This is a genomic window from Streptomyces sp. CB01373, from assembly GCF_002803075.1.
GTDB lineage: Bacteria > Actinomycetota > Actinomycetes > Streptomycetales > Streptomycetaceae > Streptomyces.
Map to the genome: position 1 here is coordinate 41838 of NZ_NNBK01000025.1, position 19749 is coordinate 61586.

General features: G+C 72.2%; 19 protein-coding genes and 2 pseudogenes. 14 read left to right on the top strand and 7 right to left on the bottom strand.

Features of this window, described 5'->3' with window-relative positions:
- Nucleotides 1-255: 255 nt before the first annotated feature.
- The 3 genes and pseudogenes from CG719_RS32085 to CG719_RS37640 form a co-directional block, all read left to right on the top strand.
- On the top strand, nucleotides 256-1086 hold the full coding sequence (locus tag CG719_RS32085; RefSeq protein ID WP_100572216.1) for an alpha/beta fold hydrolase: 831 nt from the start codon (nucleotides 256-258) through the stop codon (nucleotides 1084-1086).
- An 83-nt stretch (nucleotides 1087-1169) separates the two neighbouring features.
- Nucleotides 1170-2003, top strand: coding sequence for an alpha/beta fold hydrolase (locus CG719_RS32090; protein WP_100572217.1), 834 nt, complete (start codon nucleotides 1170-1172; stop codon nucleotides 2001-2003).
- Nucleotides 2004-2157: 154 nt separating this feature from the next.
- Nucleotides 2158-2445 (top strand): annotated as a pseudogene (locus tag CG719_RS37640) (DoxX family protein); the annotation flags it as partial.
- A 141-nt stretch (nucleotides 2446-2586) separates the two neighbouring features.
- On the opposite strand, the pseudogene CG719_RS32100 reads toward CG719_RS37640, so the two are convergent.
- From CG719_RS32100 to CG719_RS32110, 3 genes and pseudogenes are all read right to left on the bottom strand, one after another.
- Nucleotides 2587-3588, bottom strand: a pseudogene (locus CG719_RS32100) (AAA family ATPase); the annotation flags it as partial.
- Between the two features lie 295 nt (nucleotides 3589-3883).
- Entirely contained in the window at nucleotides 3884-4264 is a 381-nt protein-coding gene (locus CG719_RS32105; RefSeq protein ID WP_159025000.1) for a hypothetical protein, read from the bottom strand.
- A gap of 220 nt (nucleotides 4265-4484) precedes the next feature.
- Nucleotides 4485-5066, bottom strand: coding sequence for a sigma-70 family RNA polymerase sigma factor (locus CG719_RS32110; RefSeq protein WP_100572219.1), 582 nt, complete (start codon nucleotides 5064-5066; stop codon nucleotides 4485-4487).
- Nucleotides 5067-5587: 521 nt separating this feature from the next.
- Between CG719_RS32110 and CG719_RS32115 the strand changes: the two genes are divergently transcribed.
- The 5 genes from CG719_RS32115 (at nucleotide 5588) to CG719_RS32140 (ending at nucleotide 10524) form a co-directional block, all read left to right on the top strand.
- Entirely contained in the window at nucleotides 5588-5947 is a 360-nt protein-coding gene (locus tag CG719_RS32115) for a hypothetical protein (protein ID WP_159025001.1), read from the top strand.
- Nucleotides 5948-6055: 108 nt separating this feature from the next.
- Nucleotides 6056-6415 (top strand): hypothetical protein, encoded by a 360-nt coding sequence (locus CG719_RS32120; protein WP_100572221.1) that lies wholly within the window; start codon nucleotides 6056-6058, stop codon nucleotides 6413-6415.
- A gap of 638 nt (nucleotides 6416-7053) precedes the next feature.
- Entirely contained in the window at nucleotides 7054-7503 is a 450-nt protein-coding gene (locus CG719_RS32130; RefSeq protein ID WP_100572222.1) for a DUF5707 domain-containing protein, read from the top strand.
- Between the two features lie 115 nt (nucleotides 7504-7618).
- Entirely contained in the window at nucleotides 7619-8851 is a 1233-nt protein-coding gene (locus CG719_RS32135) for an amidohydrolase family protein (RefSeq protein ID WP_100572223.1), read from the top strand.
- A gap of 233 nt (nucleotides 8852-9084) precedes the next feature.
- Nucleotides 9085-10524 (top strand): FAD-dependent oxidoreductase, encoded by a 1440-nt coding sequence (locus CG719_RS32140; protein ID WP_234375863.1) that lies wholly within the window; start codon nucleotides 9085-9087, stop codon nucleotides 10522-10524.
- A 4-nt stretch (nucleotides 10525-10528) separates the two neighbouring features.
- On the opposite strand, the gene CG719_RS37260 is transcribed toward CG719_RS32140, so the two are convergent.
- Nucleotides 10529-10663 (bottom strand): hypothetical protein, encoded by a 135-nt coding sequence (locus tag CG719_RS37260; RefSeq protein WP_267895379.1) that lies wholly within the window; start codon nucleotides 10661-10663, stop codon nucleotides 10529-10531.
- Here CG719_RS37260 and CG719_RS32145 point away from each other — a divergent pair.
- The 4 genes from CG719_RS32145 (at nucleotide 10632) to CG719_RS32160 (ending at nucleotide 13208) form a co-directional block, all read left to right on the top strand.
- Nucleotides 10632-10928 carry a hypothetical protein gene (locus tag CG719_RS32145; protein WP_100572224.1) on the top strand — a complete coding sequence of 99 codons (297 nt, stop codon included), beginning with the start codon at nucleotides 10632-10634 and terminating at the stop codon, nucleotides 10926-10928. The two genes, CG719_RS37260 and CG719_RS32145, sit on opposite strands and share 32 nt — an antisense overlap.
- A 362-nt stretch (nucleotides 10929-11290) precedes the next feature.
- Entirely contained in the window at nucleotides 11291-11653 is a 363-nt protein-coding gene (locus tag CG719_RS32150) for a DUF1304 domain-containing protein (protein WP_100572270.1), read from the top strand.
- 252 nt (nucleotides 11654-11905) lie between these two features.
- Complete coding sequence (locus CG719_RS32155) at nucleotides 11906-12790, top strand: SGNH/GDSL hydrolase family protein (RefSeq protein ID WP_100572225.1); 885 nt, start codon at nucleotides 11906-11908, stop codon at nucleotides 12788-12790.
- Between the two features lie 49 nt (nucleotides 12791-12839).
- Entirely contained in the window at nucleotides 12840-13208 is a 369-nt protein-coding gene (locus CG719_RS32160; RefSeq protein WP_100572226.1) for a YbjQ family protein, read from the top strand.
- Between the two features lie 66 nt (nucleotides 13209-13274).
- Here the strand turns inward: CG719_RS32160 and CG719_RS32165 are convergent, their stop codons facing one another.
- Genes CG719_RS32165 through CG719_RS32180 form a run of 3 tightly spaced genes read right to left on the bottom strand, consistent with a single transcriptional unit; the run spans nucleotide 13275 to nucleotide 16642 of the window.
- Nucleotides 13275-13586 (bottom strand): SCO4225 family membrane protein, encoded by a 312-nt coding sequence (locus CG719_RS32165; protein WP_100572227.1) that lies wholly within the window; start codon nucleotides 13584-13586, stop codon nucleotides 13275-13277.
- Nucleotides 13587-13622: 36 nt separating this feature from the next.
- Nucleotides 13623-14306: a response regulator gene (locus tag CG719_RS32175; protein WP_100572228.1), complete on the bottom strand. Its 684-nt coding sequence runs from the start codon at nucleotides 14304-14306 to the stop codon at nucleotides 13623-13625.
- Complete coding sequence (locus CG719_RS32180; protein ID WP_100572229.1) at nucleotides 14303-16642, bottom strand: sensor histidine kinase; 2340 nt, start codon at nucleotides 16640-16642, stop codon at nucleotides 14303-14305. The genes CG719_RS32175 and CG719_RS32180 overlap by 4 nt, the downstream gene beginning before the upstream one ends.
- A 276-nt stretch (nucleotides 16643-16918) precedes the next feature.
- Here CG719_RS32180 and CG719_RS32185 point away from each other — a divergent pair, with 276 nt between their 5' ends.
- A complete protein-coding gene (locus CG719_RS32185) occupies nucleotides 16919-17368 on the top strand; it encodes a DUF5707 domain-containing protein (protein WP_100572230.1) in 450 nt (149 codons plus the stop codon).
- A gap of 129 nt (nucleotides 17369-17497) precedes the next feature.
- Entirely contained in the window at nucleotides 17498-19534 is a 2037-nt protein-coding gene (locus tag CG719_RS32190; RefSeq protein WP_100572231.1) for a BTAD domain-containing putative transcriptional regulator, read from the top strand.
- Nucleotides 19535-19749 lie beyond the last annotated feature (215 nt).

Below are 19749 nucleotides of genomic sequence, written 5' to 3' on the forward strand. Positions count from 1 at the left end.
GGTCCGGCACCCATACCAGGGACGGCCCGGCCGCCCCGTCGGCCGCGGCAACGCCCGTCCGGCAGGGCTGACGCTCCGTAAGGGGGCTTGTGCGCCCGGGCGGTGCCGATTCCACGACCATGCAGACCCAATCGGTTGTATGCAATTCAGTTGTACACAACTGAATTTGACGCTGTGTTTCTTGGTGAGGCGGGGTCCGCTTCGCCGGCCCGACCCGACCAGGGGCGACAGCCCGAGGACAGAAGGAAGCCCACGATGCGCATCACCCGCCCGACCCGCCGCTCTGCCCTGCTCGGCGTCACCGCAGCCGCCGGCCTGGCCGTCACCGCCCTCACCCTCCCCGCCACGGCCGGGACGGAGCCCCGCCACCAGGACCGGCCGACCATCGTGCTGGAGCACGGCGCGTTCGCCGACGCCTCCAGCTGGGACGGGGTCGAAGAACGGCTGCGGCGCGCCGGCTACCCGGTGGTGGCCGCCGCCAACCCGCTGCGCGGACCGGCGACCGACGCCGCCTACCTGCGCAGCGTCGTCGACCACATTGACGGCCCGGTGGTCCTGGTCGGCCACTCCTACGGCGGCACCGTCATCAGCCAGGCCGCCGCGGGACTGGAGGGAAAGGTCAAGGCACTCGTCTACATCGCGGCGTTCCTGCCCGACACCGGCGAGAGCTCGCTCGGACTGACAGGCAAGTTCCCCGGCAGCACCCTCGGCCAGGTGGTCGCCACGGTGAACTACACCCTGCCGGACGGCAGCCAGGGCGCCGACGTCTACATCAAGCCGGACAAGTTCCGCCAGCAGTTCGCCGCGGACGTACCGGCGGACAAGGCACGGCTCATGGCCGCCGGGCAGCGCCCGATCGCCGCCGCCGCGCTGGAGGAGAAGTCCACGAAGGCCGCCTGGAAGACGATCCCCTCCTGGTCGCTGGTCACCACCGAGGACCGCAACATCCCGGTGGCGGCCCAGCGCTTCATGTCGGCCCGCGCCCACGCCCGCACCACCGAGATCGACGCCTCGCACGCGGTGTCCGTCTCCCACCCCGCGGCGGTCGCCCGCATCGTGGAGCAGGCCGCCCGCACCATCCGCTGACCGGCGGCCTCGCCCCCGCGCGGGCCGCCGTCACCCCTCACCACCACCTCGCAACAACCACACCCACACGAAAGGCGGCCACCATGCCGTTCATCACCGTCGGCCAGGAGAACTCCACCAGCATCGACCTCTACTACGAGGACCACGGCACCGGGCAGCCGGTCGTGCTGATCCACGGCTACCCGCTCGACGGCCACTCCTGGGAGAAGCAGTCCGCCGCGCTGCTGGCGGCCGGCTACCGCGTCATCACCTACGACCGGCGCGGCTTCGGCCGCTCCAGCCAGCCCACCACCGGCTACGACTACGACACCTTCGCCGCCGACCTGAACATCGTCCTGGAGACCCTCGACCTCCACGACGCCGTCCTCGTCGGCTTCTCCATGGGCACCGGCGAAGTCGGCCGCTACCTCGGCACCTACGGCTCCGCCCGGATCGCCAAGGCCGCCTTCCTCGCCTCCCTGGAACCGTTCCTGCTCAAGACCGACGACAACCCCGAGGGCGTCGACGGCAGCATCTTCGAAGGCATCAAGCAGGCCGTCACCGCCGACCGGTACGCCTACTTCAGCGCGTTCTACCAGGACTTCTACAACCTGGACGAGAACCTCGGCACCCGCATCAGCGAGGAGGCCCTGCGCAACAGCTGGAACGTCGCAGCCGGCGCCTCCTGGTACGCCTCGCTGGCCTGCGTGTCGACCTGGACCACCGACTTCCGCGCCGACATCCCCAAGATCGACGTACCGGCGCTGATCCTGCACGGCACCGCCGACCGGATCCTGCCGATCGCGGCCACCGGGGAGCCGTTCCACAAGGCGCTCCCGCAGGCCGACTACGCCGTCGTCGAGGGCGCCCCGCACGGCCTGCTGTGGACCCACGCCCAGGAGGTCACCGACGCCCTGCTCGCATTCCTGGCCAAGTGACGCAGAGCGGCGGGTCCCCCCTCGCCGGACGATGAACCACACGCACCCCGCTACCGTTCCCGCGGTGACGGGGTGCCGTCGTCGTTGGAGCCCCGGGGAACTCGACCAGGAAAAGTGACGTACCACAGTGAACATCGCACTGACGGCGGTGACCGTGCTCTGTGGGGGATTCTTCCTGACCGGCGGGACGGGACAGATGCTGGGCCGGTGGCAGGCGCTCACCCCCGCCGCCGCGTGCGGTTTCTCCCCTGCCGCGTGCCGGGTCATCGGCCTGCTGGAACTGCTCGGCGGCGCCGGTCTGCTGCTCGCCTACCGTCATCCCACGGCGGGGTGCGTCGCCGCGCTGTGCCTTTTCATGCTCACCGTCGCCGCCTACGTCTACCACAGCTGGTACCACGAGCGCGGCCTGCGCCTGGTGGCGGTCGCCACGGTCCTGCTGTGCGTGGCCTGGGGCCTCTACGCGGCCCGCGTGCGCAGGATCGCGGGCAGGGCAGGCGTGCCGCCCGCCGGAGCCCACGGCCCCGGCGGGCGGCACGCCTGCCGAGGGCCGCGCTGCGGCTCACCCCGCACCGCCGTACTGGGATCAGAGCACGGCCCCGCTGTGCCGCACCCGGCCGCCAACGGCCGCGGGCACCCCCGTCGGCAGGTCCTCCGGCAGCAGGGTGCGCAGGTCGCCGACGCTGGGCAGTTCCAGGTCGGCCAGCCGTCGCGCCTGCCGGGTCACCATTTTCTCCAGCAGCTTCCGGGCGAGCCGGCCGTTGCCGAACGACCGGTCCCGCGGCAGGCCGTCCACATGGGCGTGCAGTGCGGCGAGCGCGTCGGGGTGGTACTCGTAGCCGGATGCGGACGCGTGCCGTTCGACGATGGTGACCAGTTCGTCGGTGCTGTAGTTCTCGAACTCCACGGTCCGCGAGAAACGGGAGGCCAGGCCCGGGTTGGAGGCGAGGAACCGCTCCATCTCCTCGGTGTAGCCGGCGACGATGACCACGATCTCCTCGCGATGGTCCTCCATCAGCTTCAGCAGGGTGTCGACGGCTTCGCGCCCGAAGCCGTTGCCGGAGGCACCCTCGGGCGTGAGGGTGTACGCCTCGTCGAAGAACAGCACTCCGCCCAGCGCGCTGGTGAAGACCTCCTTGGTCAGCTGCGCGGTGTGCCCGACGTACTGGCCCACCAGATCCGCCCGCGTGACCTCCACCAGCCGGGCGGCGGGCAGCACACCGAGGGAGTGCAGCAGTTCCGCGTACAGCCGGGCCACGGTGGTCTTTCCGGTGCCGGGCGGCCCGGTGAAGACCAGATGGTGACTGATGCGCGGGGCGGGCAGCCCGGCCGCTGCCCGCTGCCGGGCGTTGGACAACAGACTGACCAGGTCGTTGACGTCGTGCTTGACCGCGCCCAGGCCCACCATGGAGTCCAGCCGTTCCAGCGGGCTCGGTTCGGCCTCACAGTCCTCGGCCGCACCGGGGGCGGCCGCCGCGTCCCCGACGTCCTGCGGCAGCAGCAGCGTCAGATCCCGCTCACCGATCTCGGCCATCCCCGCCAGCCGGAACGACTGACGGTCGATCATGTCCTCGAACACCCCGCCGGCGTACGAGGAGACCCCGGCCTGGGCTGCCGCACGCGGTCGGGAAGGCCGCACCCGACGGTGGGCCGGGGGCCGGTATGTGACGAGGCGTCATGTGGCGGTGATGCCTTGGTGCACCGGGCCGGTCCCGCTGCCCGTACCCCGACAACGACGGCACTCGGCGACCGGTTCACCCGGCACGAGGAAGAGTTCCCGGTCCCGGTTCGAGGGACCACGCCCGGCACCGCACCGGCCTTCGGCACCGCACCGGCCTTCGGCACTGCACCGGCCTTCGGTCGGGGGCCCGGAGCTCTTGGACTTAGAGCTCCGGACAAAAGTGGGGCCCGGTGGCCCTCGACATCCGGTCGGCCGTGCCGTGCCGGGTGCGACCTGCTCGCGGGTGCCAGTGGTCCCGGGCGTCGGCGGCGGCCTCGTGCGGCCCCGGCGTTCTCCTCGGAGCGGTCCCGGCGCCGGTTGACGGAAGTTCTTCGAATGCGCACAGACCGACGCTCTGGAGCAGCAGGGTCACATCGGCGAGCCGCTGCCGTTCGGCCGAGCACTCGGCACAGTGGCCGAGGTGCACGGAGTGCTCGGCGTCCAGCCCGCCGTGCCGGTACCCGAGCAGGGCCTGGACGGCCGGCTCTTCCCTGGTCTGCTCGCAGTTCACCATGTCTCCATCGGCGTTGGCTCCGGCTGCCACGGCTGGAACGTCCCCGCTGCCGGACCGGTTCACTCCCTCCCGCCCTGGGCGGAACGCCTCTTCCTGTCCCGCCCGGAACGGTTCCCGGCCGGGAGGTGCCGCTCGGGGCGGGAGCGGACCGGGCAGGACGGGAAGAGGGACGGCAGGGCCAGGAAGCCGGAGGGAGGGCACGCCGGTGCGGACCGCCGGCCCCATCGGCCGCGCGGTGCCCGTACCGTGGCTACTCGCCGAGTACGCCCCGCCGCTCCAACGCCTTGCGCAGGGCCCGCATGGCGTAGAAGGCACGGCTCTTGACGGTGCCGGGCGGGATGCCGAGGTGTTCGGCCGCCTGAGCCACGCTGCATTCCAGGTAGTACATGAGCCGGATGACTGTCCGCTGCTGCTCGTTCAGCTCCCGCAGCGCCTCCAGCACCACGTGGGAGGTGATCGTGGCGTCCATGCCGTCCCAGGCGGCGTCCAGTTCCTCGACCGGCATCAGCTCCAGCGGCCGGAGCCGTCGGGCCCGGTGATGGTCGATGACCAGGTTCCTGGTCACGGTGAACAGCCAGGGCCGGATGTGCTCGCCGCGGGTGCCCAGGAACCGTGCGTGTTTCCAGGCGCGGGCCGCCGTTTCCTGGAGGATGTCCTCCGCCTTGTGCCAGTCCCCGTCCAGCAGTCGCGCGGCGTACCGGACGAGCAAGGGCCCGTACTGCTCGTAGATGTCCTGGATGAAAGCGTCGTGGTCGGGGTCCGACGTGACATGCCGGGCATGTGCCCGGGTTGGAGCGAGGGTGGCGATCCCCGCTTCCGCGATCCCGTTCATGGTTGTTGCCCAATCCTGTTCAGGTGTTGCGTGGCGTGTCCCCCGCACGCGCGGGAGAGTGGGCCGACACTCACCGGAAGCCCTTGGCCAAACCTTGTCGTCGCCTTGTCGTGTCGCTTGACGCCGCTTGCTACCGCTTGCCGTGACCCGCCGCCCTTCGCCCGCCCCCTCTCGCCCGGCCGAGGACGGGAGCGAGAGCCTCCGACGGGGAGTCACCCTCGGGAAGTTCCGTGCGTCGTGAACCGATCGACGTCCGGCGCCGTTCCTGCGATGGGTGCCCGCATCACGCACGGCCTCCGCCTTCGCGCTCCTCGTCCTCCAGGGCGCGGTCCAGGTCTTCGCCGACGCCACGTACGCGCACCTCGCATGGCTGCCGATCTCGCTGATGGGGGCACTCGCCCTCGTCGCGGGGGCCGCCCTGGGCATGGGGATCGGGCGGACCCTGCCGTCCCCGCTCACCCCGGCCGCGCTGGCCGTGGGAGCCCTGGTGTTCACCACTTTGCTGCGGGCAGTCGACGGAAGTGGGGATTCCGACGGCCGCGGTGCCCCACCGGATGTCGCTGCTGTCCCCGGCGGCCGCACAGGTACGCGATGTGCTTCTCACGCTCTCCGCCTCCGTGCATCTCAGGCAGGCGCTCTGGTTCCTCGGCATGGCCGCGACGGGGTTCGCCCTGCTGGCCGCCGCGACCCCGCGCGCCCGGCTGCTCGCCCTGACACTCGTCCTGGCGGGCGCGGTGGGCGCCCTGCTCGTCCTGCCCTCCGACCCGGGCCGGACGTACGTCGTCGACGAGGCCGCCGCGGCGATGCTGTGCGACGGTCCGGTGTGCGTGACGAGAGCGCACCGGGCACGCATCGACGACCTCGCGGGCCCCGGCAGGTAGGCGCTGAGCCTGCTGCACGACGCCCTGGGCGGCCGGGCGCCGGCCTTCGTCCGAGAGCGCATCGCCGTACCGGCACCCGGCACCACGCCGCAACGGCCCCGCGACGCCGTGCTCGTCGACTTCGACGACTGGGCGATCGTGCACACCGAGGGCGAGGAGCTGACCCGCGTCCTGCTCGCCCGGGGCATGGCTCCGGCCTGCCCCGCCCGCGGCGACGGCGAGAGCGGCACACTCGACGAGACCGTCGCGCAGAGCAGCGCGGCGGGCTGGGACCTCGGGGATCTCAGACTGCTGCCCTACAGCGGCTACTCCTTCCGCGAACAGCTCGAACTGGCCCGCCCCGTGTGGAGGGAACTCACGACGCTGCCGCGGGCCGAACAGCTCGCGCGGATCGGCGCGGCGCACGCCGCCGCGGTCTCCTGCGGGAGCGACCCTCTCGACGTGCTGGCCGGCGGTGCGTCCCGGTGAGATGGCTGACGCTGTACGCACGCTCGCGGCGGGTGCCCGCTTCGTTCGCCGCGGTGGTGATCAGCGCGTCGGCGGTGTGGGTGCTCGCCCCGGACGGCGCATTCGCTCCGTCGCCGACCGGCGTGCCGCCGCGGGTGGTCGGCTGGCTGGCTGCTGCTGCTGCCGCCGCCCGGCACGGCCGCGGCCACCTGGACGGCCCTGGTCCTCGCGGTTGCCGGCACCGCGGCCTACGCCGTCGCCGGACCCGGACGGTAGCCGCACCACGAGGACTTGCACCCCGGCGGACCCGGACCGGGACCCACACCGGGACCCGGACCCGGCCCCACACCAAGGGCGGGCCGTCCCGCCGGGACACCCCGCTCAAGGCGGCCGGGTGGCAGCCGCTCGCCGGTCGTCTTGAGCGGGGCCGGGCCGCAGGCGGACCGTGTTCTCTTACCTGAGGTGTAGACGCCTCTGTCTGTGGTCTGAGGCGGCAATCGTCTTGCGGCGTGAGGATCGTGCCGGGTGTGCGGCCCTAGGCTCGATCACATCGGGAAGGCGGCCGGTCACCGGCTTCGACCATCGGTTGCGACCACCGTTTCATCCGCGCTTTCCCGCCCTTCACCTCGACCTTTTACATGCCATCAGGGGGATCCCTCATGTCCAAGCGTGTTCTCGTCTCGTCCGCCATCGGTGCCGTCGTTCTCGGTACGGCCGTCGCCGTGGGCGGGTACGCCATGGCTTCCGGTGCCACCCAGCTGACCGTGGAGAACGGTGCGGCCGCGTACGTCGTTCCGTCCGCCAAGGGCGCGGGCAAGTTCTCGTACACCGCGGATGTGAGCGACGACTCGGGTGTCCGCGAGGTCAGGGTCCTTGCGTGGCCGGTGAGTTCCAAGCTCGACCCGACCGAGGCGGAGCTGGAGTACGTGGATACGGCCGCGTGCCGCCCCACGTCCGATGAGACGTCCCGCTGCACCTACACCCTGAAGGTGACGCACGAGGACGCGACCTACCTCGCGAAGGGCACCTGGCAGGTGTCGGTGCTCGCGACGGCGCGGGACGGCGACACGAAGTTCGTGCCCCGCGCGGCCACGTTCGTGGTCCGTTGACCCGTCACCGGGGCCGGACTGTAACGACACAAGAATATGCATCACATTTAGCAAATGCATGCTCTATTGCATTCAATGGGCGGGGGCGCCGCCCGTACGGAAGTGAGGCATCCACATGACCATGACCGCCATCACCCACGCGCGCGTCTTCGACGGTGAACGGGTCCGGGAGGAGAGCACCGTCGTGCTCGACGGCCCGGTGATCGCGGCAGTCGGGGGAGAGGTACCCGCCGGTGCGGAGATCGTCGACGCTCGCGGCGCCACCCTGCTGCCGGGCCTGTTCGACGCCCACACGCACACGTCCGAGGAGGCGCTGGCCTTCGCGCTGCGGTTCGGTGTGACGACCGAGCTGGAGATGCAGGGCGCCCAGACCCGGCCGCGCAGGGCACACATCGAGCAGAACGACGCGGTGGCCGACGTCCGGTCCGCCGGCTTCGGCATCACCCCGCCCGGCGGGCACCCCAGCGAGCTGTTCCCCGAGGGCAAGCGGCCGGGCGGCGACGGCGACCCGGCACCCGGACACGCCGACGACCTGGTCATGCCGTTCGCGAGCACGCCCGAGGAGGCGATCGCGTTCATCCCGAAGCTCATCGAGTCCGGCTCGGACTACATCAAGTTCATGGTCGACGACGGCACGGTCGAGGGGCACCCCGGCCTGCCCTGCCTGGACCAGGCCACGCTGAACGCGGGCGTCGCCGAGGCGCGCCGGCGCGGGATGCTCACCGTCGCCCACGCCCTCACCCTGGACGCCACCCGCATGGCGGTCGAGGCCGGGGTCGACGGGCTGGTCCACATCTTCATGGACCAACCCCACACCGAGGAGATCATCCAGCTCATCGCCGGATCCGGCATGTTCGTGGTCCCCTGTGTGGTCCTCAACGCCTCCATGATGGGCATCACCGGCGAGAACCTGGCCTCCGACGAGCGGGTCGCCTCCCGGCTGGACGAGGCCTGGCTGACCACGCTGCGCGGCAGCTTCGACCGCTACCCCCAGGGCAAGTTGGACGACGTCCTCGCCACGGTCGGGGCGCTGCACGAGGCCGGGGTCGATCTGCTCGTCGGCAGTGACGCCTCCGTGCCCGTGCCGTTCCTCGGCGGCGTCGCCCACGGCGCCAGCGTCCACGACGAGATGTGGTACCTGGTCCAGGCGGGACTGTCGCCGGTCGAGGCGCTGCGGGCCGCGACCGTGACCCCGGCGCGCCGCTTCTCCCTGGACGACCGCGGACGTATCGCCGAAGGGCTGCGCGCCGACCTGCTGCTTGTGTCCGGCGACCCCACCACCCACATCGGCCACTCGCTCGACATCCGCGCGGTCTGGCGCCGGGGCACCTGCCACTGGGCGGCGTGACCGTGCGACCGCACCGAATCCGCGGTGCGGCAGGCCGGAACGGGACGACGGGGAGCCGCTCCTGACCGGAGGCCGGGTACCAGTTGACCGGCACCGACCGGGCCCGGAACCGGCGAACCGCGCAGGCCCGCGGCGTCCGAGGTGAACGGACGACGACCCGCCACCGTCGTCCGGTATGGCGTCCGAGGTGAACGGACGACGACCCGCCACCGTCGTCCGGTATGGCGTCCGAGGTGAACGGACGACGACCCGCCACCGTCGTCCGGTACGGCGTCCGAGGTGAACGGACGACGACCGCCACCGTCGTCCGGTACGGCGTCCGAGGTGAACGGACGACGACCGCCACGGTCGCCCGGCACAGCCTGGCCCCGCACACCTCGGCCCGGCAGTACGCCCCCGCACCGCCCCGTGCCCACCACCGAACCGGAGTGATTCCCATGACCAGCAGACGCACCCCTCGCATCGCCGTCGTCGGCGCCGGCCCGGCGGGGCTGGTCTGTGCCCGCGTCCTCCAGCGCCACGGCATCGAGGTCACCGTGCACGAGGTGGACACCGCGACCGGGGTCCGCGAGCGGGCCGGCATCGTCGACCTCCACGCGGACCTCGGCCAGCGGGCCCTGCGCGAAGCCGGTCTGACGGCCGAACTCCATGCTGCCGCACACCCTTCGGGACCGGGCAGGCGCGTGCTCACCCCGCAGGGCGAACTCGTCGTCGACGACGAGCCCGACGAGCCCGACGAGGGCGTGGGCGCGCCCTCCGTGTTCGGCAGGGGCCGGCTCCACGCGATGCTGGCGGCCTCCCTGGAACCGGGCACCGTCCGCTGGGGCCGGAGACTCCTCTCGGCCACCCCTCAGGGCGACGGTACCCACCGGCTCGCGTTCGACGACGGCTCCGAGGCCAGAGCCGATCTGGTCATCGGCGCCGACGGGGCCTGGTCCGCGGTCCGTCCTCTGGTCAGCGCCACCTCCCCCGCCTACACCGGGGTCACGTTCGTCGAGGCGTGGTTCCGCCACGTCGACCGTGACCACCCGGCAGTGGCCGGACTCGTCGGCTCCGGCCAGATGATCGCCACGGGTGACGGCAAGGGCCTGATCGGCCGGCGGGTCGGCGAGCATGTCCGTGCCCGCATCGTCCTGAGTGCGGAGCCCGGCCTACGGCGCACCGGCGGCATCCCCCTGGGCGGTACCGCGGCCGTCCGCGCCGAACTGCTGGAGCGGTTCGCCGGCTACCACGAGAGGCTGCGCGTACTGATCAGGGACAACGACGGCCCGTACGTCCACCGGCCCGTCCACGTCCTGCCGCAGCCCCACACCTGGCCCCACACCCCCGGCGTCACCCTGCTCGGTGACGCCGCCCACCTGGGGTCCCCGTTCCGCGGCGACGGCACCGGCCACGCCATGCTCGACGGCGCCGAACTCGCCCTGTGCCTGGCGTACCACGACGACCTCGGCCGGGCCGTCGCCGCCTACGAGACCGGCATGTGGGCGCGCAGGGCGAGGAACCGCGACGACGGCGCGACGCCCGCCAGGATCCTCCGAAGGACCAGCCGCGACCGCTCCGTCCTGACCGACTTCGGGACGGCCGGGCACGAGCCAGGCTGCCGCGGGGGCGACGTCCACCTCAGCGCGGCGGCCGGTGCCCCCCGTCCGACAGCCGGCCTGCGACGAGGGTGAGCGCTCAGTCGAGGATGTGCCGCAGGCAGGACCGCGGGTCGGCGAGGTAACCGCGCCAGTGGTCGACCAGTTCGACGGAGGCCACGCTGGGCTTCGGGGGCGGGCTGGTGTCGGCGACGCTGCCGTCGATCGTCGTCACGCGGGCCCCCGGCGACTCCGTCGCCATCCTCTCCGGGCTCTACAACACCATCCGCTCAGCTGCGGGTTCGGTCGCGGCCGCGGTGTTCGCGGTCGTCATGTCGGCCATGGTCACGGCGTCACCGCAAGGGGGAAGCGAGCGGACGACGGTGGTCGCGGAGTCGGCGTACACCATTGTCTGGCTGGTCTGCGCCGGCCTGGCGCTGCTCGTCGCCGTACTCGCGATCGGGGAATGGCACAAGCGTGTTCCTGCCCGCGGACGCTGAGCGGCCGACGGCACCGCCGCATTCCCCGGCCGGTGACGGCGGCCCGGCAGCCGTCGCCGTGCCGGACGCGAGGACACCGAGTGAACCATGGCGGTGCTCCCGACGTTCATGGCGAACGGACGCACCTTCGGAAGATCACGACGCGCGGTTCCCGCGACGGGCGCTGTGCCGCGCCTTCCCGGAAGTGCTCCTGCACCCACCATGTCCCGGCGTTCTCGCCGGTGTCGGACCACGCACGACTGACACCCGGGCAGCGGGACGGCACGAGGGTCGACCTGATCAGACATCCGGGCCCACCGTCTTCGCGCCCGCCCGCACGTCCGGGACAGCAGTCCGTGAAGTTCGAGGGAGCGGAGACGTCGATGGAGACGACGACGAACGTGCTGGTCGCCCTGGTGGCCGCACTACACGTGTACATCCTGGTTCTGGAGATGTTCCTGTGGGAGAAGAAGCCAGGGCGCAGCCTCTCCGGCTTCGACGCGTCCCTGGCCCGCACCACCGCTCCGCTGGCCGCGAATCAAGGCCTCTACAACGGGTTCCTGGCCGCGGGACTGCTCTGGGGATTGGTCAGCGGGGGCCCGACCGGGTTCGGGGCCGAGGTCTTCTTCCTCTCCTGCGTGCTCGTCGCCGGCCTGTACGGCGGCCTCACCGCCAACCGGCGCATCCTCGTCGCCCAGGCACTGCCCGGAGCGCTGGCGCTCGCCGCCGTCCTGCTGACCCGCTGAGCGAGTCGCCCCTGTCCAAGGAGATCCCCGAAGCATGTACTCAGCGGACCGATATCGCACAGCGGCCCGGCTCCTGCCCACCACGGTCCTCGCCTTTCTGGCGATCGTCCTGGTGCTCGCCACTTTCCTGTAGCGCGAGGTGAACCGGGTGCCTGCCGCCGCCGTTCAAGCGACAGACACGCTCCCGCGCCTTCCGCGCCGAGGGGCAGGCCGACGTCGTGTGCGGCCTCTTTTCCTTTCTAAGGGGACTTCATGGTTCATTCCCGCCCGTTCTCGGCGATCCGTAGAGGAGCGGCCACGCTCGCCGCCGTCACCGCGGCCACGGCCTCGCTGCTGTCGTCCGGAGCCGGTCCGGCCGCGGCGGCCGGTGCCGCAGGACCGGGGTCCGTCAAGAACTACGTCGCCCTGGGCGACTCCTACGCGGCCGGCACGGGCCTGTCCGGGCAGACGGACGCACAGTGCAAGCGCGCCTCGGGCAGCTACCCGTCCCGGCTCGCCCAGACGTACAAGCCGGCCGTGTTCAAGGACGTCACGTGCAGCGGTGCCACCACGCGCTCGCTGTGGAACACGCAGGGCTCGGCCGCGCCGCAGGTCAACGCCCTCACCCAGGACACCGACCTGGTGACCGTCACGCTCGGCGGCAACGACCTCGGCTTCTCCGACGTGATCACCCGGTGCGTCCTGGCCGGGCTGTCCACCCGGGAAGGCGCTCCCTGTCGGGACGCGCTGACCACGCAGGTGGACGGGGAGTTCGCGAAGCTGAACACACGCCTGCCCGACATGCTCACCGACATCAAGCGGCGCAGCCCCAAGGCACGCGTCGTCGTGGTCGGGTACCCCAACCCGTTCCCCGCCGACGGGAGCACCTGCGGCTCCTCCGTGCCCCTGGCCAAGGGCGACGTCGCCTGGCTCCACCAGACCACGAACCGGCTGAACGTCATGCTGGCGCTGGCGGCCCTCACGAAGCAGGCCGAGTACGTCGACATCTCCTCGAAGTTCCAGGGCAAGGACATGTGCCGTCCCGCGTCCGAGCAGTGGATCAATCCGCTGCTGCCGCAGACGGACGGCTCCGCCCACCCCAACGCCGTCGGCCACCTGATCACGGCCTCGACGGTGTACGAGCAGCTCCAGAAGTAGCCCCTTCCCCTTGCCCTTTTCCCTTTCCTCTTCCTCTCAAGGAGGTCGTATGCCCGTCGACGACTACACCGGAGGCACGGCACCGGACTCGCACGTTCTGGTCGTGACCACCAACGAAGTGCCCGGATACGAGGTGAAGCAGGTCATCGGAGAGGTGTTCGGGCTCACGGTGCGCTCCCGCAACCTGGGCTCGCAGCTCGGCGCCGGACTGAAGTCGGTGATCGGCGGTGAGCTGACGGGTCTGACCAAGACGCTGGTACAGACCCGGAACGAGGCGATGGAGCGCCTGGTCGAGGCCGCCGGGGCCCGCGGCGCGAACGCCGTGCTCGCCATGCGTTTCGACGTCACGACGGCCCAGGACGCCGGCACCGAGGTCTGTGCCTACGGCACGGCCGCGGTCATTGCTCCGACCGCCTAGCAGCAGGCGGAGTTCGAGCTCGGGGCGGCCGGACCTCTGTCCGGCCGCCCCGAGCGGTTTGTGCCGTCAGGACGCCGCGTCCGGGCGGCTGCCACGGCGCAACGCACGGGCGCACCAGCCGATGATCAAGGCGTTGACCACTGCCCCGAGCACGATGGAGAGCAGGAATGTCGCGTCCCCCTCGGGCAGCAGGAGCAGGAAGACGAGCACGGTCGGCGCGGTGGCGAACAGCGGTATGACAAGCGCCATGGATTCGCTGGAGGCGGCCACGAATGCCCCGCCCAACAGCAACGCACAGGCCACCAGATAGACGCGGGCGGCAGTGGTGCCGAGGGCGCGGCGCATACCGCGCAGGACGGAGAGACCTATGCCGGACATGGTGGTGTGCTCCTGGGGGTGGTGGCCGCCGGGCCGTCAGACGGGGGAGTGGGGCGGGTTGGGGTGGGCGAGGCCGAGGTCGTAGGCGAGGATCGTCGCCTGGACCCGGTCGCGCAGTTCGAGCTTGCGCAGCAGCGCGCTGACATGGGTCTTCACCGTGCCGATGGTGATGCCGAGATGCTGGGCGATCTCCGTGTTGGTGAGCCCCGCGGCGACCAGGGCGAGCACGCCGCGCTCACGCTCGGTCAGGCTCTTCAGCTCGCGCGGGGTGGCGCCGTCCGGGCTGCCGGCGCCGGCTCCGGACGCGTAGCGGCCGATGAGCCGACGGGTGGCGGAGGGGGCGAGGACGCTCTCCCCGGAGGCCACCACCCGGATGCCGTTGAGCAGTTCGCCGGGGTGTACGTCCTTCAGGAGGAAACCGGAGGCGCCGGCCCGCAGCGCGTCGAACACGTACGAGTCCAGGTCGAAGGTGGTCAGCACCAGGACGCGGGGTGCGTCGGGCCGTCCGGTGATGATCCGGGTGGCGGCGATCCCGTCCAGTTCGGGCATGCGGACGTCCATGAGGACCACGTCGGGTGCCAGCTCCGCGGCGAGCCGTACCGCCTCGACGCCGTCGGCGGCCTCGCCGACGACCGTCAGGCCCTCCTCGGCGTCGATCACGGCGGCGAACCCCGCCCGTACGATGCCCTGGTCGTCGACGACCAGCACCTTCAGGCTCATCGTTGTCCCTCCTCGTCATCCTGCCGTGCGGCCGGCCCCGCGGGCAGCGGCAGCCGGACGAGCACCCGGCCCGACGGGCCGGAGCCGACCGTCCCGCCGGCGATCGCGGTCCGTGCCGACAACTGCTGACACAGAGTGGGACGTGCGCTGTCCGGAACGCCGATCGCCGTGATCGTCAACGCGGCTTCATCTGCGTCGAGTTCGACCATCATCGGCTCCTCGCCGCCAGCCGCGAACATCGTTTCGCAGGCATGGTAGGCAGCCAGGTCCACAGCGGTGGGCAGCTGTCTCGGTATGCGGTCGGTCAGCCGTATACCGGCGTCTCGGCCGGTGGCCCGGATCTGCCGACCGAGAAGGTCGAGAGCCTGGAGCGTGGGCTGCGGCCGCAGCGCGGGCGGGGCCTCGGCCTCCCGGACCGTGTCGAGGAGGGCGCGCATCGCGGCGAGAGCCTCGCGGGCACGCTCGGCGACCTCGTCGAGCCGGCCCGCCTCGGCCTGCGCCACCATGTCGGCGGTGCGCGCCAGCACGGTGGTCTCCAGCCCGGTGGCGATCCGGCGGCGCTCGGCCCAGGCGTCCCGCACCGCCTCCTCGGTCCAGGCCGCGAGATGCCCGCTCTGCGCATCGCGGGCGGCCCGGCGGCGACGCCCGCGCAACGTTCCGGTCCACAGCGCCGCGCCGACCACCACAGCAGTCTGGACTGTCGCCGCCGCGGCGAGGACCCAGACGGGGAAGGACACGCCCCGCCGCACCAGGACGACGGTCGTGGCCGCCGCGTGCACCACCACCGCCACGAACGGAACGGCCCACGCGGACGGCCGCGGGCGACCGTCCGCGCCGGACGCACCGGCGACGGCCGCGCGGCCCGCGGCGGAGGCGACCACCGCACAGGTGGCGGCCATGCTCAGCAGGGGCGGCAGGAGCACCCAGCCGGTGTAGTGGCCCGTGGTCATCGCCACCGGCCAGAGCAGAGCCAGTGCGAGTACGACGCCCAGGGCGCCGGCGGGCGCCCGGCGCCGCCACACCAGCGCGAGCGCCTGGCCCGCGGCCAGCAGCGCGAAGAGCACGCCTGCCGACGCCCCCGGACCGTTCGACACGGATTCCGTCCGGACGACGAGCGCGGAAAGCAGCGGGTGGACGGCGAGACCGGCCGCGGCCGTCATCTGCGCCAGACGGTACTGCCATGCGACCGGCCGCTTCATTGAGGCGCCGGCGACCCGGCCGGGCAGGAGCGCACGCACCTCCCAACCGCCTTCCGGTGTCAGGCCGCTGGTCAGGGTGCCGCCGGCCTCCCGGGCCCGCGACCGCAGGAAGCCCTGGCCGCGCCCCGAGCCGAGACCGGCGCCGTGCGCCGCCGCCCCGGCCGGCGGTGCGCCGCTCGTGACGACGACCTCCGTGCGGGCGTCGCCGTAACGGCAGATCACGGTGGTGTGCGCACCGGGCGCGTGCCGCGTCACATTGGTCAGCGCCTCGCGCACGATGCCGAACGCCGCGTCCGCGACGGCGCCGTCCGGCAGCGCGTCGATCTCGCACTCCACCTGCTGGCTGAGCCGGGAGAACCCGGCCACCAGCCCCAACAACCTTTCCCTCGGCGACGGTTGCTGCTGCTGTGAGGGCGAGGGCGTCCGTACCGCGCCGAGTGCCCGGGTGACCTCACGCCCTGTCGTGACGGCGAACTCCATTGCCTCCTCGGCCAGTTCGGGACGGCGCTCGCGTAGCCCGAGCGCCGCACCAACCGTGACGACCACGGCAGTCAGGTGATGGGCGCTGACGTCGTGCAACTCGCGTTCCATCCGCTGCCGTTCGACCATCGGGAGCCGGTGCCGCTCGAGCTCGGCCTGCTTCAGCCGGCGCTCCGAGGCCTGCCGGGTGCGTCGGCCGCGCTGTACCAGCATTCCGGCGGCCGACGCGGCGGCGTACAGCAGGGCCGTCAGGGCGAGGTCGAGCCCGTTGCGGTCACTGAGCCCGTGCAGGCTGACGTTCTGGAGGAACTGCCAGAGGGCGAGCGTCACCACGCACAACAGCGTGGTGAAGGTGTCGCGTTCGTCCGCCACGGTGAACAGGGCCAGCGCCACGCCGGCCGTCCCCAGCACGGCCATGGCCCCGGTGGGCAGCGGACCGGCCCCCAGGGCGCAGGCGGCGGCGACCAGGGCGAGGCTGATCACCGGCCTCGAACGGCGAAGACAGAGCGCCGCCGTCACCACTCCGGCGACGAGGGCCGCCACGAAAAGGGCGGACCCCGCGGGGACGGTCCCGGTGATCAGGCCGGTCCCCGGCCACACGAGGGCCTGGGCGCCGAGCAGCACGAGGGGCGGCAGTCGGTCGTCGGTCGTCTTCATAAGGGATCAAGGCTATGGCCGTGGGCGAGGGGCTGTCCTCGGTCCGCAGGCGGACCGTGTTCTCTTACTCGAGGTGTAGACGCCTGTGTCTGTGGTCCGAGGCGGTAATCGTCTTGCGGCGTGAGGATCGTGCCGGGTGTGGGGCCCTAGGCTCGATCACATCGGGAAGGCGGTCGGCCGGCGGCTCCGGTTCCGGACATCGGTTCCGACCACCGGTTCCTCCGCGCTTTCCCGCCCTTCACCTCGACCTTCCACATGCCATCAGGGGGATCCCTCATGTCCAAGCGCGTTCTCGTCTCGTCCGTCATCGGTGTCGCCGTCGTGGGTGCCGTCGCCGCCGGCGGGTTCGCCGTGGCCTTCGCCGGCACGCAGCCGACCGTGGAGAGCGGTTCGGCCGCGTACGTCGCTCCGTCCGGCAAGGACGCGGGCAAGGTCTCGTACACCGCGGACGTGAGCGACGACTCGGGTGTCCGCGAGGTCAGGATCATCGCGTGGCCGGTGAGTACCAAGCTCAACCCGACCGCGACGGATCTGCAGTTCGTGGACACGGCGACGTGCAGCCCCACCTCCGACGAGACGGCCCACTGCACATACGACCTGAAGGTGACGCGACAGAGGGCGGCCCGCCTCGAGCAGGGCACCTGGCAGGTGTCGGTCCTGGCGACGGCCGAGGACGGCGACACGAAGTTCGTGCCCCGCGCGGCCACGTTCGAGGTCACCCGCTGACCCGTCACCGGTGCCGGGCCCGGGTACTTCCCGGATCCCTTCCGGCGGACCGGCACGGGTGACACCACCCGCCCGCCCCCGTACACACCATCCCTCGCACACCGCCGACGACCTCCGAGGAGGACAACTATGACCGCCGGCCACCTGCCGCGGGACGCGTCGGCACCGGCCGCCACCGGTCCCGCCGTGGGGACGAGACCGGCCGGCCTGCGTGTCGTCGCCTCCCACCGTGGCCGTCGGCACCGGCGGGACGACGGGCTGCCGCCCGGCCTGTTCTTCGGCCTGCTCGGGCCGCTGGAAGCGCGAGGAGAACGCGGCGCCCTCGACGTCGGCCCGCCGCAGCGCCGCGCCCTGCTGCTGAGACTGCTCATGGAGGACTGCCGCCCGGTGAGCATGGGACGCATCTGCGACGACCTGTGGAACGGCAGACCGCCTTCCTCGGCCGCCTCCTCGGTGCACGCCCACATCAGTCGGCTGCGGTCCGCGATGGAGGAGTCCTGCCCGGGGCGGGCACCCTCGGTCCTGGCCAGTACCTCCGCCGGATACGTCCTGCGAGTCGCCCCCGACCGCCGCGACACCGTGCTGTTCGAGGAGGCCGTCGAGAATGCCCACCGCCTGGCCGCCGAAGGCCGTGCCCACCACGCCCTGCGAGCGGCCGAGGAAGCCCTGGCGCTGTGGCGGGGGCAGCCCTACGCCGATGCCCGGGAAAACCTCTTCGCCCGCCAGGAGGCCGACCGGCTGACCGAACTGCACCGGTCCGCACGGGACTTGCGGGCCCGCCTGCTGCTCGACGAGGGACGCGCCGAGCAGGCGGCGGCCGTCTGCGAGGAACTCGTCGGCGAGAACCCGCTGCGCGAGACGTCCTGGGTGACACTGCTGCGCGCCCTGCGGACGGCCGGCCGTACCGCGGAGGCGCTCCAGCGGTACGAGACGGTGCGCCGCACCTTGGCGGACACCCTCGGCACCGATCCGGGGCCCCTGCTGCGGCAGACCCATCTGGACCTGCTGCGCCAGGAACCGTCGGACACCGCGCCTTCCAGCATCGGGCCATGTGCCGTGAAACGGTCCGACACCCCGGCTCCGACCTTGATTCCGGCACCGACCCCTGCTCCGGTCTCGGCACCGACCAGCCGGAGCCGCCATCTGGTCGCCATGGGGACGTTGTTCACCCGGGCCAAGGCAGGCCGCACCGTATGGGTCGTGCTGCACGGTGCCACCGGGACCGGGAAGTCGTGGCTGCTGGGCGATTTCGGCCGGGCGGCCCGCGCCCAGGGGTCGGTCGTGGTCCACGACCGGTATCCGCCGCGTACGACGCCGCGGCACGAGGCCGGACTCGGCGGCGCGGCCCTGCGCGTCCTGCGGGAGACACGGACCGGACAAGCAGGCCCCGCCCGGCACCCGGAGCCCGTGCTGTGCCTCGTCGACGACGTCCACAACGCGCCGCCCGAGGACCTGGAAGCCCTCGCGGCCCACGCGGACATAGTGCGTGAGGCCCCGCTCATGGTGGTGTGCGCCGTTACGGAGGGCCGCGACGGCGCGGTCGCCGGATTCCAGGCGCGGCTGGCCCGCAGCGGAGCCCGGCTCGTCGAAGTGGGGCCGTTCGACGTCGCCGACATCGAAGAACTGCTGTGGGCGGCGAGGAGCACGGACCTGCCCGGCGCCCTGGCCCCGCTGTCCGCGGAGGCGGACCGGCTGCACGCCCTGACCGGGGGTAACGCCTTCTACCTCACCGAACTCCTCAAGCCGGCCAGCCCCACCGCCGCCCCGCCACACCTGCCCCACGTGATCCGGTGCGAGGTCCGCGCCCGGCTGGCGGCGCTGTCGCCCGACGCCCGGCACGTCGTGGAGACGGCGGCCCTGTCCGGCCCGGTCGAGGCCCCGTTCCTGGCACGGGCCTGCGCGTTGCCCCTCACCGACGTGCTGCGCGCGCTGGAGGACGCCGCCGACGCCGGGCTGATGACCTGGCAGTGGGCCGACGGACCGTCGCTGCCGGCCGCCTACACCTTCTCCTGCGAACTCGTCCGCGACGCACTGCTCGCCGACGTGCCCCCGTCCCGTGCCCACGCCGCCCGGACGGCGGTGGCCCGGGCGAGGACGCGGCCGTCGGAGCCGGGAGACCGGCCCGGCCGCCCTGCTGGTTGCCGCCACAACACCCAGCAGGGCTGACGACCGGCAAGGGCCCTTGTGTGCCTGGCGTCACTGCTCCCTACGAGGAGCCCTGCTCGCCGGTTCACCAGTGACGACGACCAAAACACACGGCACCTCATTTGTGCACAACTGAGTTGAACACCACGTCTCTTGCCGAATTCGAGTGCACTTCACCGACCCGACCCGACCCGACCCGTTCCGGTCGCCGCAGGAGTTCCCGCCGGGTCATGCCC